Genomic DNA, 12,280 nt, shown 5'->3' on the forward strand with positions numbered 1-12,280 from the left:
CACAGCCACCCCGGCTTCGCCCCCGCCCCCGGCGTCGGCGGCGCCAAACGCGGCGGCATCCTCAACGTCGTCCTCGGCTACCGCTATCCCCAAGGCGCCGTACTGGGCACCGACCCCGACCAGGAAGTCGTCCCCGACACCCTGCGCCTCACCGGCGATCCGGGCACCCGCGCCCCCCACATGTGGGTACAGCGTGCAGGCGAACGCATCTCGACCCTCGACCTGTACGAACGCTCCCTGGTCCTGCTGAGCGACACCCGGTCGACGGCGGACTGGCACACGGCGGCGCAGCGCATCGCCGAGACCGACGGCGTACGCCTGGACTCGTACCGCATCGGCACCGAGCTGACCTACGCCCCGCAGGCCGACGAGGCCGGCACACCCCCCGACTGGGCCCGCACCCACGGCACGACGCCCGACGGCGCGGTACTCGTCCGCCCGGACGGCTTCGTGGCCTGGCGAGCGGCAGGCGCCGTACCGGACGCCGAGGCAACGCTGCGCCAGGTCGTACGGACCGTGCTCAGGACACCCTGACCGGCCCCGAAAGCACGTCCCGAAACACGTCCCGGAAACACAAGGCCACCCGCACCACGCGGTGCGGGTGGCGCGGCCGCGGGCACAGCGCGGCCCCGGCACGAAACCCCTCACCCGGACCGCGACAGCCGACGCTACCGCTGCGCATCGGGCAGCCGGCCCGCCTCGGGCAGAACCTGCTCGCACCAGATGATCTTGCCCTCACGGGCGTGACGGGTGCCCCAGCGCTGAGTGAGCTGGGCGACCAGCAGCAGGCCGCGTCCACCCTCGTCGAAGACCCGGGCCCGGCGCAGATGCGGAGCGGTGCCGCTGGCGTCGGAGACCTCGCAGATGACCGTCCGGTCGTAGATGAGCCGCAGCTGGATCGGGGGCCGGCCGTACCGGATGGCGTTGGTGACCAGCTCACTCACCACCAGTTCGGTCACGAAACCGATCTCCTCAAGACCCCACGCCGCCAGCATGCGGGCGGCCCGGGCACGGATCCGGGCCACCTCGGCCGGATCCGCGGGAACGTCCCAGGTGGCGACCCGCGCCTTGTCCAGACCATGCGGCCGGACCAGCAGCAGCGCGGCATCATCGGCCGGAGGCTCGGACAACAGCGACTTGAGCACGTCGTCACACAACGTCTCCAGCGAGTCGCACGGCTCGGACAGCGCCTGGCGCAGTTCCTCCATCCCCACGTCCAGACCGCGCTGCCTGGACTCGACCAGGCCATCGGTGTAGAAGGCGAGCAGACTGCCCTCCTCCACCTCCACCTCCACCGTCTCGAACGGCACACCCCCCACACCGAGCGGTGGCCCGACCGGCAGATCGAGAAAACCGGCACTGCCGTCCGGAGCCACGAGGACGGGCGCCGGATGACCGGCACAGGCCAGGGCGCACCGCCCGGCCACCGGGTCGTACACCGCGTACAGACAGGTGGTCCCGATACCGTCGGCACCTCCGAACCCCAGACCGGCATCGCCGTCGGCGCCCGACTCCGCGGACAGCCGGCTCACCAGGTCGTCCAACCGGGTGAGCAGCTCCTCCGGGGTCGGATCGACATCGGCGAGGGTACGCACGGCCGTACGCAGCCTGCCCATGGCGGCGGCGGCGTGGATACCGTGCCCGACCACGTCCCCGACCACCAGCGCGACCCGGGCACCGGAGAGCTCGATCACGTCGAACCAGTCGCCACCCACCCCGGCACGGGGCGCCGCAGGCAGATACCGCGAGGCCGCCGACACCGCCGAGTGCTCGGGCAACTGCTGCGGCAGCAGACTGCTCTGCAGCGTACGAGCGATCTCGTACTGGCTCTCCAGCACCGCGGCCCTCTCGATGCTCGCGGAGGCCAGCTGGGCGAGCTGCACGAGGATCGCCTCGTCGTCCGCCGTGAAGTCGCTGCCGTCCTCCTTGTCCGAGAGCTGGACCAGGCCCAGGTTGCGACCGTCGGAGGCGATCAGCGGGACGGCCAGCCAACCACGCATCGGCGGATGCGCCACGGCATAGGAACCGAATCCCCGCCAGGCCGGATGGGCTTCCAGCTGGTCCTGGGTCATCCGCATCGGCCGGTTGTCCCTGCACACCAGGACATAGATCCCCTCGCCGACCGGGGGCGCGTCGAAGAAGCGGTACTCGGCGTACTTGTCCGACAGCGAGACCGCGTTGATCGCCTGGGCCCAGCGGAGATTCATGGTCATGCTGGTGACCGACTGGTGCGTGCCCACCAGCGCTCTGGCCTCCTCGGTGACCGTCTGAAGGGCATAATCCAACGACGGCGCGGCATTGATCCGCAGACTGGCCCGGGCCAGGTCCCGCAACTGCCGGGAACGCCTGCGCTCGGCCACCACGGCGGCCGCGGCCCGCTCGTAGAGCCGACCGCGTTCGGCCGCGTCCAGCCGCAACCGGACCTCGCTCATCACCGAGGCACCCAGTTGCTCCAGGGCACGCTCCTCCTCCGGATCCCACCGCCGCGGCCTGGTGTCGATGACGCACAGCACGCCGATCGGCAACTCCCCCAGAAACAGCGGTACACCCAGGTACGCGCGCATGCCGGTGGCCGCGACCGCGAGCTCGGCCCAGTGCGCGGAGTCGCCCCGGACGTCATCGATGACCAGCGGCCGACCCGACGCCACCACCTCGGAGCAGAAACCCCAGCCGAGCCGCTCCTGCTCCCCATGCCCCGGTACGGCCGTACCGGTCCCGCCCCGGACGAACTGCCGGTCCGCCCCGGCCAGACCGATCAGCGCCATGCCGGTGTCCAGCAACCTGACGGCCAGGCTCACGGACCGGGCGAAGGCCTCCTCGGTCAGCTCGTCGACCGCGCGGACGGCCTCCACCGCGGCCAGCCGTGAGGGGTCACGCAACACCTCGGCAGGGTCCGGCGGGATACCCGCCTTACGGAGCTCGGCCATCGTCCCTCCGCTCCTGCTGTGCGAGTACACACCCCGCTCGGGTCCACGGCACAGGACCCTCGCCCGAGACCGCCAGGTCTTCCAAAGATCTCGCACACGTCCGCACGGCTTCCACCGATGCCCGGACGTTCTTACCGGAAAGCCACCTTTGCCCGCCTCCAAAAGCACGCCGGACGGCCACGCCGGCGACCTCCGCCGGGGGATGCCTCATGTCCCGCACAATAGAAAAGGCCAGGTCAGAGACTCCCTGACCTGGCCACTCCCGAGCCCCCTGTCGGATTCGAACCGACGACCTACGCATTACAAGTTTCCGGGATCATCGTCCGTGACGGGTCGCAGCGGTTCGTATTCGCAGGTCAAATAGGGTTTCGCACCCTCCCGAACTGCCCCGGTCGACCGCGAATCGCAACTGAGACTGCAACTGCCGACCAGTCCCCGCCGCCAAGCGAGCGGCCGCACATCCGGACGCGGCGCACGGGTGGCCGATAGGTCAGCGGCACCCACACCTCGAGCGGTTCAGGCACAGAGAAGCCCCCAGCTGTCCGGCTGGGGGCTTCGTCGCGCTCGGGGGTCACACCGCCTCGGCTGGGCCCTTCCGCTCCGTACCGGCGTTGACGATCCGGCGTACCTGCTGGCGGGTGTACCCCGTCACCTCGCAGATGTCCTTCTGAGCCAGTCCGTCCGTGTCGGCCTGGCGGATCGCCTCGGCCAGTTCCTGGCGAAGGATCTCGGCCCGTTGCTCGGCTTCCCTGAAGCGGCCGGCGATGTGCTGGAGGGAGCGCTTATCCATGGCACACAGTGTTCCATCGTCGGCGATGGCCGCTGTGGGCGTGGCAGGTTCGATGAGCCTCATGGAACATGAGGTTACCGACCATGCGCCACTTTGCCTAGCTCAAAGCGGTTGACAAGGGAACACGATGTTCCCTACTCTTCAGGTGTTGGCCCGAGATGGACCAACAGAACAGCCCCCGGCGGTGCTGGTAACACCGACCGAGGGCCTACGGAACCACCTGCAGCAACAGGGAGAACCGATGCTCAACCTTCTCACGGCCCCCCGGACCGCCCGCACCGTGCGCGGTCTGATCGGAACCCTCATCGAGACGGCCGCCGACGCCGTCCGCTCCCTGGCCCCCGCCGAGCCGGCCGCGGTCGAGCCGGTCGTCGAGGCCCCGGACCCGGCCGGCCTGTACGAGGCCGACGAGATGCCCGAGACCGAGGCGATCGAGGCCGCCGCCGCCGAGTACGAGCGCGCCGCCGACCAGGCCCGCCGCGCCGACCGCGGCAAGCGCGCCGCGAAGAAGGTCTTGGACCGGCTCCCGGCCGGCGTGTACGGCGCCTGGCGCGTCTTCCGCACCCCGTCGTCCCGGCAGACCCCGGACCTGGCGGAGATCACCCGCCTGTTCAAGGCCCACGGCCTGGGCCCGGTCCCGATGAAGCCGTGCGCCCCGTCGCTGAAGGTCGAGGCCGTCGAGCCCGCCCTCTCCGTCGCCGCCTGAGCGACCCCAACACCACAGCTCTACGGCCGCCGCACAAGCGGACGGCCCCGGCAGGTGCTCGCAACACCCGCCGGGGCCTAGGCCGAACCCCTACACACCAGGGAGAAAGACCGTGCAGAACACCGTAGCGCCCTCCGTCAAGCCGTCCGCGGCGCAGATACTCGACACCCCGCTGCCCCAGCTCCTCGACGAGCTGCACGTCGACATCTTCGACTCGAGCATCCCGGACGCCGAGTTCTTCGGCGCGGTCGTCCAGCGGAAGAACGGCGAGCTCATCCTGTCGATGCCGACCGAGCGCAGCGAGCTGGAGCACGACACCGTGGCCCGCTACCTGCTCGCCCAGGTCTTCGACGTCGACCTGCCCAAGCTGCCGGCCCCGTTCGTCACCGCCCGCGCCGACAGCGGCGACTCGGACGCCGACATGGACGAGGCGCTGCGCCGCGTCCGCGACGGGCGGTCGGCGTGAGCGAGCACCACGAGGACTACCGGGTGCGGGCGGCTCGCAAGGAGCTGTCCGCCCCGGCGGACCTGAGCGACGACCTGGCGATGGCCCGGAAGATCGGCCGCCTCGAGGTCGCCCTGGAGCAGCTGCTGGAGATGCTCGACGAGGGGGTGGCGGAGTGAGCAGGCCGCCTTTCCCGCCCTGCACGGTCACGCTGGAGACGATCGACCACGGGCCGGTGACGTTCGACTGCCCGCCGTGGTGTATCGGTCACGGCTGGCAGGTCGGCGCCGGTATCGGCCGCAACGACGTCACCCACGCCTCGGTGCGGGTGAAGGCGGCGGCGGAGACGGAGGCTCACGGCCTGGTGCCGCTGCTGTCCTCCCGGATCTCGTGGGCGCCGTTCTCCGAGCTGTTCCCCCTCGTCGACGTCGAGCTGTACGTGCAGCACAGCTTCCCGGCGGAGGACATCGCGCACGTGGCGGCCGGTCTGCGGAAGGCCGCCGAGCGGCTGGAGCTGCTGGCCGCCGAGGCGATCCGGCTGCGGGGCGACGTCCGGTGAGTGTCGCCCTGGTGCGCCGGCCGACCGAGGAGGCCGCCATCGCGGCGGTCTCCCGGGAGGCCCGGCCCCTTCCCCCGATTCACGTCATCCTCGCCGACCTGCTCGCCGCGAACCGTGCGGGCGACAGGCACGGCGTCAACCTCTGCGCGCACCGTGCCGTGCGCGCCGCTGCCCCGGAGGTGGGCGAATGAGCACCACGACCCTGGCCCGTATCCCCGCGGACGTCTCCGACGAGCTGCTGCGAAAGCTGCACGTCGAGGCCGTCTGGAACGTGCCGCTTGACGAGCGGCGTACCTGCCCCCAGCACCTGAACTGGCGCGACCGCTGCGCCCACCAGCACGCGGAGGCGGGCCGATGACCAGCACCACGATCCGGCGGGAGCTGACCCGCGGGCAGTGCGCCGTCCTCGTCCTGGCCGCCGTGCCGATGGTCGCCTTCGGCGGCCTGGGCGGCTGGGGCACCTTTACGAACATCGCGGCCGAGTTCGGCCGTGCGGCTACCGCGCTGGGCGTGGTCGCCGCCGGGGAGGGCGTGACCCTCGTTCTCGCCCTGGTCATGGTCGGGCTGACCATGCTGGGCCAGTCGTCGCCGGCACCCGTGCGGGCCGGTCTGTGGCTGGCGCCGCTCGCCGCGGCCGTGACGGGCGTAGTCGTCGCCGACGACGTCACCGAGGCGGTCGTGTACGCCATGACCCCCATGGCCATGTCCGCGGCGGCTGAGGGCCTGGGGCTGCTGGCCCGCAGGGTCGTCGTCTTCCGTACCGGGGTGGATATGGAGGTGCAGAGCCGGAACGCGGAGACGCTGCAGCGGCTCGCCTACCACCGCGCCCGTGCGGCGAACCACCCGGATGCGCGGAAGCGGAAGCGGTCGCAGCGGGCCGCGTGGCGGCTGGCCAAGCGCGTCGGCGTGGGGGATGCCGAGCTGGGCGCCGGCCTGGTCGACGTGCAGCGGGAGCGGCTGACCGAGGGCGCGGACGCGGCTCTGCTCGACATGCTCACCGTGGCGCCCGCCCCGGTCGTCCCGGAGGTCGACGAGGTGACCGACGAGGTGACCGTGGAGCGGGTCGACGACGACCAGGCGCTGCCCGTGCTGGAGCCTGCCGAGGTGGTCATCCCGGCCCGGGCCACGCTGACCGCGTCGCCGTTCATGTGGGAGGCGGTCGGCCCCGGGAAGCGTCCTCCGGTGGCCGCTGCGGTACCGGCTGAGACGGCCCGGCAGGTGGTCACCGAGCCGATCGTGCGCACTCCGTCCGAGCTGCGCCGTGAGGCCCGCAAGCTGCACCGGCAGGCGGTCAAGTCGACGAACCGTCCGGTGACCATCAAGACGCTGCAGGACGAGCTCGGCTTGTCGCGCCGTGAGGCAACCGAGCTGCGACGCGAGGTCGTCGGAGGTGACCGGTCATGAAGCCGATCCTGTTCGGTGCCGTCCTCGCCGTGCTGTGGCTGCTGTTCGGCCTCCCGACCGCGCTGCCCGCCGCGCTCGTCACCCTCGTCTGCCAGCCGGTCATCCTCGCGTTCGCCGCCGGCCTCGTCGTCCGCCCGCACCTGCCGCGCGTTGGGGGGTGGGCGCGGTGACCGAGCTGAACCCGCTCGCCAAGGCGGAGGCCGCCGTCACGGAGGCCGAGACGAACACCGTCGCCGTGCAGCTGGCGCTCGCCGCCGTCGAGCTGGCCAAGACCGCGCAGGCGCAGCAGCAGGCGCCGGCCTGCCAGCACCACCACCAGGCGCAGGAGTTCAACGCGAAGAAGTGGTGGACGATCGGCGGCCTCGCGATCGTCGGCGGTTGCGTCGCCTGCGCCCTGGCCATGGCGTTCGCCGTCGCCATGGTCGCCATCGCCATCGGTGCCACCTGCGCCACCGGCTGCCTGCTCATCCTCCGCTCCCTGTGGGCGGACATCCAGAAGAGGAAGTGACCATGCCCGACGACATCACGTTCCGCGACTTCACCGCCGGAGAGAAGGCCCGTATCGCCGTCCTCACCGCGCGGATGGCCAAGCGCGGACTTGCGGGTGACCGCGTCGACCTGCGCGACCTGCAGCGCCGTATCGAGCGCATCGAGGACGCCGCCCGCCGCCGCAAGCAGCAGCAGTAGCTGCGCCCCGGGGCGGCCGTCACCGACCAAAGCAGCCGGCCGCCCCGGGCCCCCTGACCGCCTCACAGACGACAGGAGAAACCCATCATGACCGAAACCCTGATCGGCGCCGTCAACGGGCACGACAAGCCGCAGGTATCGCTGCTGAAGTTCGCGCCCGAACCGCCGGCCGTCCCGGACGCCGAGCCGCAGCCCGCCGAGGTGGAAGCGGTCGACCGCCCGGACAACCCGCTCGCCGACTGGCTCACCGTCCCGGACGTGCCGATCCTCCCGCCGTGGGCCCGGTCCTGGCAGTCCCTCACCGCGAACACCACCGCCCTGGGACGGCTCTGCCTGTGGCACTCCCGCTACCACGCGCTGCGGGTGCCGAAGTACGCGCTGCGCATGGCGTGGCTGGCCACGAAGGGCCTGTGGCGTGCCGTGCGCGGCCTGTGGCCCACCCTGGTCGCCTCGGACCGCACAGCGGCCGTGAAGGCGCTGCGCGCGCATGTGAAGGCCAAGCCCGAAGACGTCGAGGCGGCACTGCGGTACGCGCTGCTGCACCGGGAGCGCACCGTCGCCCGCCGCTGGCGCTGGGGTGCCGCCGCTACGGCGGTCGCCGCCGCCGCGGTCGGCTGGTCGCTGGCCCCGCTGCCGCTGCAGCTCGGCATGGCCACGGCCGCTATGGTGCCGCTGGCCTACCTGGGGCGCGGCGAGGACGCGCAGCTGCTCGACAACCCGACGCCGCCGCTGCGGGTGGACATGTCCGCGCAGCAGCTCAACGACGCGTTGCGCGCGGTCGGCCTGCTCAAGACGGGCAAGGGCGACGACGAGGGCCCGCGCGTGACCTGCGTGATGGGCCCGGTGCGGGACGGCCGCGGCTGGGCCGTCGTGTTCGACCTGCCCCGCGGTGGCGGCAAGACGGCCGCTGACGTGCTGGCCAAGCGCACGGCGATCGCCGCCGAGCTGGGCGTCGACGAGATCCAGGTGATTGCCTCCCGCGTCCGGGCGGCCGGCGGCGGCCACGCCGGGCGGGTGTCGCTGTGGGTTGCCGACGATGACCCGTACCTGGGCGAGCCGGTGAAGTCGCCGCTGGAGAAGCTGGAGACCTTCAGCGTGTGGGACCCGATCCCCTTCGGGCAGGACGCCCGCGGCAACCGGATCACCCTGCCGATCATGTGGCAGAGCCTGTTCTTCGGCGGCCTCCCCAGGCGGGGCAAGACGTTCACGCAGCGCCTGATGACCGCGGCCGGCCTGCTGGACCCCTACGTGCGGCACTACGTCGCCGACGGCAAGGGCGGCGCCGACTGGATGCCGATGAAGGCGGTCGCGCACCGCCTGGTCATGGGCGCCGAGGACGACGCCGTGGAGGCGCTGAAGGCGATGCTGAAGGAGCTCCTGGCGGAGATGGAGCGCCGCTTCGTCCTGCTGCGCGGCCTGCCCGTGAGCGTGTGCCCCGAGGGCAAGCTGACTCCGGCGATCGTGGAGAAGTACAACCTGCCCGTCATCTTCGTGACCATCGATGAGCTGCAGGAATACTTCACCGCGATGGAGAAGGACGACCGCGAGCAGGTCATCAACGACCTCTGCAGGATCGCTCGCCGCGGCCCCGCCGCCGGGTTCGTCAGCAACTACGCCTCGCAGCGCCCGGATGCCGAGAGCGTGCCGACGAAGCTGCGGGAGATCATCACCCTGCGGTATTCGACGCAGGTCGTCGACCAGACGTCCAGTGACATGGTGCTGGGCAAGGGAAAGGCCGCCCAGGGCGCGGACGCCTCCGTGCTGTCCGAGGACCACAAGGGCACCGGCGTCCTGGTCACCGGCCCGGCATCGTTCGTGACCGTGCGGGCCGACTTCCTCGACGGCCCGGCATTCTCCGAGCTGTGCCAGCGAGGCCGCGCCCTGCGCGTCAAGCACGGACAGCTCACCGGAGACGCGGCCGGCGACGTCACCGCCGCAGCCGACCAGGCCGGCGTCAGCATCGCCCCCGTCCTGTCCGACTGCCTCGACGCCATGCGGCACACCGACCGGATGCACACCGTCGACCTGCTCGACCGGCTCGTGAACCTCGACGAGGACCGCTACGGCGACTGGGACGCGGAGCAGCTGGCCGCCGAACTCGAGGCCGCGGGCGTCGACCGCACCACCAAGCAAGTCAAGGTCGCAGGCGTCAACCGCGCCGGCTACCGCAGGGCCGACCTCGAGGCCGCCGTGCCCGCCGAGCTGCTGCTGTCCGCACGACGGGTAGAGGGCTCCCCCTCTACGGAGCCCGCTACAGACACCCCTTCCGGCGACACCCCGGAGGGCGCCTGATGTAGAGGGGCCCCGCTACCCCGGTAGTGACCCTGGTAGAGGGCCCCCACCTGCGAAGTAGTGCCCGTAGAGGGGTACAGAGGGCCCCCGTCCGAACACCGCGGACGGGGGCCTTTTCGCGTTCTCAGGGGTTGGCTGGTGGGTTGTCGACCACGAAGGAGCCCTTGCCGCGCACCGTCTGGACCAGGCCGCGCTCGACGAGCACCTGCACGGCCGCCCGCGCGGTCGGTCGGGACACCCCGAACTCGTCCACGATCTGCGCCTCGGACGGGATGCGCCGACGCGGCGGATAGGTGCCGTCCGCGATCCGGGCAGCGAGCACCGCAGCGATCTGTTCGTACAGAGGCTCGGGCCCGTCGAGGTCGAGGGTCATAAATCGACCGTAGGAGCCATACGACGATGCTTCTCGTCATGTGACGTCATCTGACAGGAGGTGACAGGCGGAGTAGCGTCGAGACAGGGAAGACCCCCGCGACCAGGCAAGTGGTCCGGGGGCGTGGCCGACTGCGAAGGAGTCGACAATGACGCACGGTACCGCCCGCCCGTCCGCCACGGCAGAGGACGACCAGCTGCCGCCGGACATCACCACGATGCGCGCCACCGTGCGCCGGCTGCTCGCCGACGACGCCGAACCGCCCAGCCCGGAAGAGCTGGACACGCTCACGCTGCAGCTACGCGGGCACATCATGCTGATGATCCCCGTGGTGGAGAAGGCCACGGGCCGACTGCCGAAGGACGATGCGCCGCGGGCCTGCGCCCTGGCCTGCATCGGCGAGGCCCGTATGCGGCTCAACCTCGAGCCGGGCCGCACCCTGCCCGCTGGCATCGCGCACGCGCAGCGCCTGGCCCGCTCGGTGGCCGCGCTCGCCGACCACTACGAGAACCTGAGCGGCGTCCCATCTGACCAGTAGGCAGCGGGAGGCCCCCAGGCGCGCCTGTAGCACGACGACGGCCCCCGCCTTGGTCCTCGAGGACGGGGGCCTTTCGCGTTTCAGCCCTCCGGATGCTCCCGGAACCACGCCACCATCCGCTGGATCGGCGCCGACACCGGCAGCATGTTCACCCCGATCGTGTCCCGCCCATAGCGGTCCGCCTCACGCTCCGCCTGCGCCACATACCCGATCGGCACCGCGTACAGCGACGGATCCTTCGCCTCCATCGCCTCCTTGACCGCCACGGCCGCGTCCAGCTTCCGCTCCATGAACTCCTGGCAGTCGTCCCCGCACCCGGAGTACGTCGCCCGCTGATACTCCGCCAACGCATCCCGCGGCTCCACCGTCGGCGCCGACTCCGAAGGCATCGCGGTCACCGTCACCGTCGCCTTCCCATCCGGCCTGTCCGAGCCGCCTCCGCATCCCGACAGCACTAACGCCGCGGCCACCACACAAGCCCCGGCCCAACCCATGCGTATCCGTCTCATAAGGCGCATGGTGCCTGCCCAGCCGGGGCGAGGGGCACACAACACCGAAATTGAGCGCGGGTATCGCGCGAGGCAGGAGGGCGCTCACGTCCTCGACGTCGAGGTCTACGCCTGCCCCGACTGTGCCGCGCCCCAGACTCCCGCTCGTCCTCGCACCCCGTGACTCCTCGAGGGCGAGCGGGCCCACGAGGGAGGCCCCCAGGTCGCGCCAAGCCTGGGGGCCTCTCGTGTGCCCGCGCCTCCCGGCGAGGGGCAGTGGGCGCGGTCGGCCACCCCATGCCCAGCACCCGGCCAGCCTGCCCTAGCCCACGCCTTCAAATCATTGGCCACATACGTCACTCACCATTGATTCGAAGGTACAGGCGCTAGTCGTTCTTCTGCGCGTCGATGTAGCGAGTCACGGGGTGCGGGAACGGCTCCAGCGGGCCATAGCCCTGCTCGATCTGCCGGGCGCTCTGCCTGCGCCGATCCAGTTCGCCCGTCGCCAGCTTGACCAGGTTGGCGCCCTGGCAGTGGTCCTGATTGGTGTCGAACTTGACCCCGCCGGCCTCGAACACGATCCAGCCACCATCCTTGTGCACGATCCGGTCGCGCATCTCCAGCTCGACGAACGCCTTCGCGTGCTTCACGATGGCGTGCTGCCGGGCATCCCCGAGCCGCTGGAGCCGATCCAGGGCGCGCACCGCGTCCTCGAGCGCTTCCGCCAGCGCCGGCATCCCCAGCGCCTCGAGGTCGGCCTGCGCTGCGGCCTCCGCCTCCCGCCGCTTCTGCCCCAGCTCCGCGGCCGCCGCCTCCCGAACCCGCTGCTCCGCAGCCTCCTGCCGCAACTGCGCGAGGCGCTGCTGCGCGTACTGCTCGACCAGCTGCTGCTCAGCTGCCTGCTCGTCACCGGCCCGCACCTGCGCCTCGAGGGCCGCGATCCGCTCGTCCAGCTGCGTCTTCTCACGTCGCGCATCGGCGAGTTCCCGCTGCGCCTCGGACAGCTCCAGCACCTGCGTTGCGGTCATGTCTGATCTCCTTCTAGATGAGGCGGCCGTGCGACCGCCGGTC

18 protein-coding genes are annotated in these 12,280 nt (G+C 71.4%); 13 read left to right on the top strand and 5 right to left on the bottom strand.

The window, feature by feature from the left end; translation table 11 throughout:
- The coding region (locus tag C1I97_RS01545; protein WP_441349075.1) for an aromatic-ring hydroxylase C-terminal domain-containing protein at positions 1 to 534 on the top strand (534 nt) is incomplete at its 5' end.
- 134 nt (positions 535 to 668) lie between these two features.
- On the opposite strand, the gene C1I97_RS01550 is transcribed toward C1I97_RS01545, so the two are convergent.
- Positions 669 to 2,927 carry a SpoIIE family protein phosphatase gene (locus C1I97_RS01550; RefSeq protein ID WP_146608132.1) on the bottom strand — a complete coding sequence of 753 codons (2,259 nt, stop codon included), beginning with the start codon at positions 2,925 to 2,927 and terminating at the stop codon, positions 669 to 671.
- Positions 2,928 to 3,498: 571 nt separating this feature from the next.
- Positions 3,499 to 3,717 (bottom strand): hypothetical protein, encoded by a 219-nt coding sequence (locus tag C1I97_RS01555; protein WP_111001408.1) that lies wholly within the window; start codon positions 3,715 to 3,717, stop codon positions 3,499 to 3,501.
- A 241-nt stretch (positions 3,718 to 3,958) separates the two neighbouring features.
- Here C1I97_RS01555 and C1I97_RS01560 point away from each other — a divergent pair, with 241 nt between their 5' ends.
- The 11 genes from C1I97_RS01560 (at position 3,959) to C1I97_RS01590 (ending at position 9,810) form a co-directional block, all read left to right on the top strand.
- On the top strand, positions 3,959 to 4,423 hold the full coding sequence (locus tag C1I97_RS01560; protein WP_111001409.1) for a hypothetical protein: 465 nt from the start codon (positions 3,959 to 3,961) through the stop codon (positions 4,421 to 4,423).
- A 112-nt stretch (positions 4,424 to 4,535) separates the two neighbouring features.
- Positions 4,536 to 4,889 (top strand): hypothetical protein, encoded by a 354-nt coding sequence (locus tag C1I97_RS01565; RefSeq protein WP_111001410.1) that lies wholly within the window; start codon positions 4,536 to 4,538, stop codon positions 4,887 to 4,889.
- Positions 4,886 to 5,047 (top strand): hypothetical protein, encoded by a 162-nt coding sequence (locus C1I97_RS39550; protein WP_181446513.1) that lies wholly within the window; start codon positions 4,886 to 4,888, stop codon positions 5,045 to 5,047. Before C1I97_RS01565 ends, C1I97_RS39550 begins: the two co-directional genes overlap by 4 nt.
- A complete protein-coding gene (locus tag C1I97_RS01570; RefSeq protein ID WP_111001411.1) occupies positions 5,044 to 5,427 on the top strand; it encodes a DUF6907 domain-containing protein in 384 nt (127 codons plus the stop codon). The genes C1I97_RS39550 and C1I97_RS01570 overlap by 4 nt, the downstream gene beginning before the upstream one ends.
- Positions 5,424 to 5,618 (top strand): hypothetical protein, encoded by a 195-nt coding sequence (locus tag C1I97_RS01575; RefSeq protein WP_111001412.1) that lies wholly within the window; start codon positions 5,424 to 5,426, stop codon positions 5,616 to 5,618. The genes C1I97_RS01570 and C1I97_RS01575 overlap by 4 nt, the downstream gene beginning before the upstream one ends.
- Positions 5,615 to 5,785, top strand: coding sequence for a hypothetical protein (locus tag C1I97_RS39555; RefSeq protein WP_181446514.1), 171 nt, complete (start codon positions 5,615 to 5,617; stop codon positions 5,783 to 5,785). Before C1I97_RS01575 ends, C1I97_RS39555 begins: the two co-directional genes overlap by 4 nt.
- Positions 5,782 to 6,831 carry a hypothetical protein gene (locus tag C1I97_RS01580; protein ID WP_181446515.1) on the top strand — a complete coding sequence of 350 codons (1,050 nt, stop codon included), beginning with the start codon at positions 5,782 to 5,784 and terminating at the stop codon, positions 6,829 to 6,831. Before C1I97_RS39555 ends, C1I97_RS01580 begins: the two co-directional genes overlap by 4 nt.
- On the top strand, positions 6,828 to 7,001 hold the full coding sequence (locus C1I97_RS39560) for a hypothetical protein (RefSeq protein ID WP_181446516.1): 174 nt from the start codon (positions 6,828 to 6,830) through the stop codon (positions 6,999 to 7,001). The genes C1I97_RS01580 and C1I97_RS39560 overlap by 4 nt, the downstream gene beginning before the upstream one ends.
- Positions 6,998 to 7,339 (top strand): hypothetical protein, encoded by a 342-nt coding sequence (locus C1I97_RS01585; RefSeq protein WP_258382370.1) that lies wholly within the window; start codon positions 6,998 to 7,000, stop codon positions 7,337 to 7,339. Before C1I97_RS39560 ends, C1I97_RS01585 begins: the two co-directional genes overlap by 4 nt.
- A 2-nt stretch (positions 7,340 to 7,341) precedes the next feature.
- Positions 7,342 to 7,518: a DUF6257 family protein gene (locus C1I97_RS39565; RefSeq protein ID WP_181446517.1), complete on the top strand. Its 177-nt coding sequence runs from the start codon at positions 7,342 to 7,344 to the stop codon at positions 7,516 to 7,518.
- Positions 7,519 to 7,605: 87 nt separating this feature from the next.
- The gene (locus C1I97_RS01590) at positions 7,606 to 9,810 is read left to right on the top strand and encodes an FtsK/SpoIIIE domain-containing protein (RefSeq protein WP_111001413.1); all 2,205 of its coding nucleotides are present in this window, start codon (positions 7,606 to 7,608) and stop codon (positions 9,808 to 9,810) included.
- Positions 9,811 to 9,934: 124 nt separating this feature from the next.
- On the opposite strand, the gene C1I97_RS01595 is transcribed toward C1I97_RS01590, so the two are convergent.
- Positions 9,935 to 10,183, bottom strand: a complete 249-nt coding sequence (locus C1I97_RS01595; RefSeq protein ID WP_111001414.1) for a GntR family transcriptional regulator — start codon at positions 10,181 to 10,183, stop codon at positions 9,935 to 9,937.
- Positions 10,184 to 10,331: 148 nt separating this feature from the next.
- Between C1I97_RS01595 and C1I97_RS01600 the strand changes: the two genes are divergently transcribed.
- Positions 10,332 to 10,721, top strand: a complete 390-nt coding sequence (locus C1I97_RS01600; RefSeq protein ID WP_111001415.1) for a DUF6415 family natural product biosynthesis protein — start codon at positions 10,332 to 10,334, stop codon at positions 10,719 to 10,721.
- 80 nt (positions 10,722 to 10,801) lie between these two features.
- Here C1I97_RS01600 and C1I97_RS01605 read toward each other — a convergent pair whose 3' ends face one another.
- Positions 10,802 to 11,110 carry a hypothetical protein gene (locus C1I97_RS01605; protein ID WP_146608133.1) on the bottom strand — a complete coding sequence of 103 codons (309 nt, stop codon included), beginning with the start codon at positions 11,108 to 11,110 and terminating at the stop codon, positions 10,802 to 10,804.
- 485 nt (positions 11,111 to 11,595) lie between these two features.
- On the bottom strand, positions 11,596 to 12,237 hold the full coding sequence (locus C1I97_RS01610; protein WP_111001417.1) for a hypothetical protein: 642 nt from the start codon (positions 12,235 to 12,237) through the stop codon (positions 11,596 to 11,598).
- Positions 12,238 to 12,280 lie beyond the last annotated feature (43 nt).

The organism is Streptomyces sp. NTH33, assembly GCF_003236365.1.
Taxonomy (GTDB): domain Bacteria; phylum Actinomycetota; class Actinomycetes; order Streptomycetales; family Streptomycetaceae; genus Streptomyces.

What these genes read in the sequence shown, in the direction of transcription:
- C1I97_RS01550 (WP_146608132.1), bottom strand. Translation starts at nt 2,927, where the DNA reads ATGGCCGAGCTCCGTAAGGCGGGTATCCCGCCGGACCCTGCCGAGGTG.
- C1I97_RS01555 (WP_111001408.1), bottom strand. Translation starts at nt 3,717, where the DNA reads ATGGATAAGCGCTCCCTCCAGCACATCGCCGGCCGCTTCAGGGAAGCC.
- C1I97_RS01560 (WP_111001409.1), top strand. Translation starts at nt 3,959, where the DNA reads ATGCTCAACCTTCTCACGGCCCCCCGGACCGCCCGCACCGTGCGCGGT.
- C1I97_RS39555 (WP_181446514.1), top strand. Translation starts at nt 5,615, where the DNA reads ATGAGCACCACGACCCTGGCCCGTATCCCCGCGGACGTCTCCGACGAG.
- C1I97_RS01580 (WP_181446515.1), top strand. Translation starts at nt 5,782, where the DNA reads ATGACCAGCACCACGATCCGGCGGGAGCTGACCCGCGGGCAGTGCGCC.
- C1I97_RS39560 (WP_181446516.1), top strand. Translation starts at nt 6,828, where the DNA reads ATGAAGCCGATCCTGTTCGGTGCCGTCCTCGCCGTGCTGTGGCTGCTG.
- C1I97_RS39565 (WP_181446517.1), top strand. Translation starts at nt 7,342, where the DNA reads ATGCCCGACGACATCACGTTCCGCGACTTCACCGCCGGAGAGAAGGCC.
- C1I97_RS01590 (WP_111001413.1), top strand. Translation starts at nt 7,606, where the DNA reads ATGACCGAAACCCTGATCGGCGCCGTCAACGGGCACGACAAGCCGCAG.
- C1I97_RS01595 (WP_111001414.1), bottom strand. Translation starts at nt 10,183, where the DNA reads ATGACCCTCGACCTCGACGGGCCCGAGCCTCTGTACGAACAGATCGCT.
- C1I97_RS01600 (WP_111001415.1), top strand. Translation starts at nt 10,332, where the DNA reads ATGACGCACGGTACCGCCCGCCCGTCCGCCACGGCAGAGGACGACCAG.
- C1I97_RS01605 (WP_146608133.1), bottom strand. Translation starts at nt 11,110, where the DNA reads ATGCCTTCGGAGTCGGCGCCGACGGTGGAGCCGCGGGATGCGTTGGCG.
- C1I97_RS01610 (WP_111001417.1), bottom strand. Translation starts at nt 12,237, where the DNA reads ATGACCGCAACGCAGGTGCTGGAGCTGTCCGAGGCGCAGCGGGAACTC.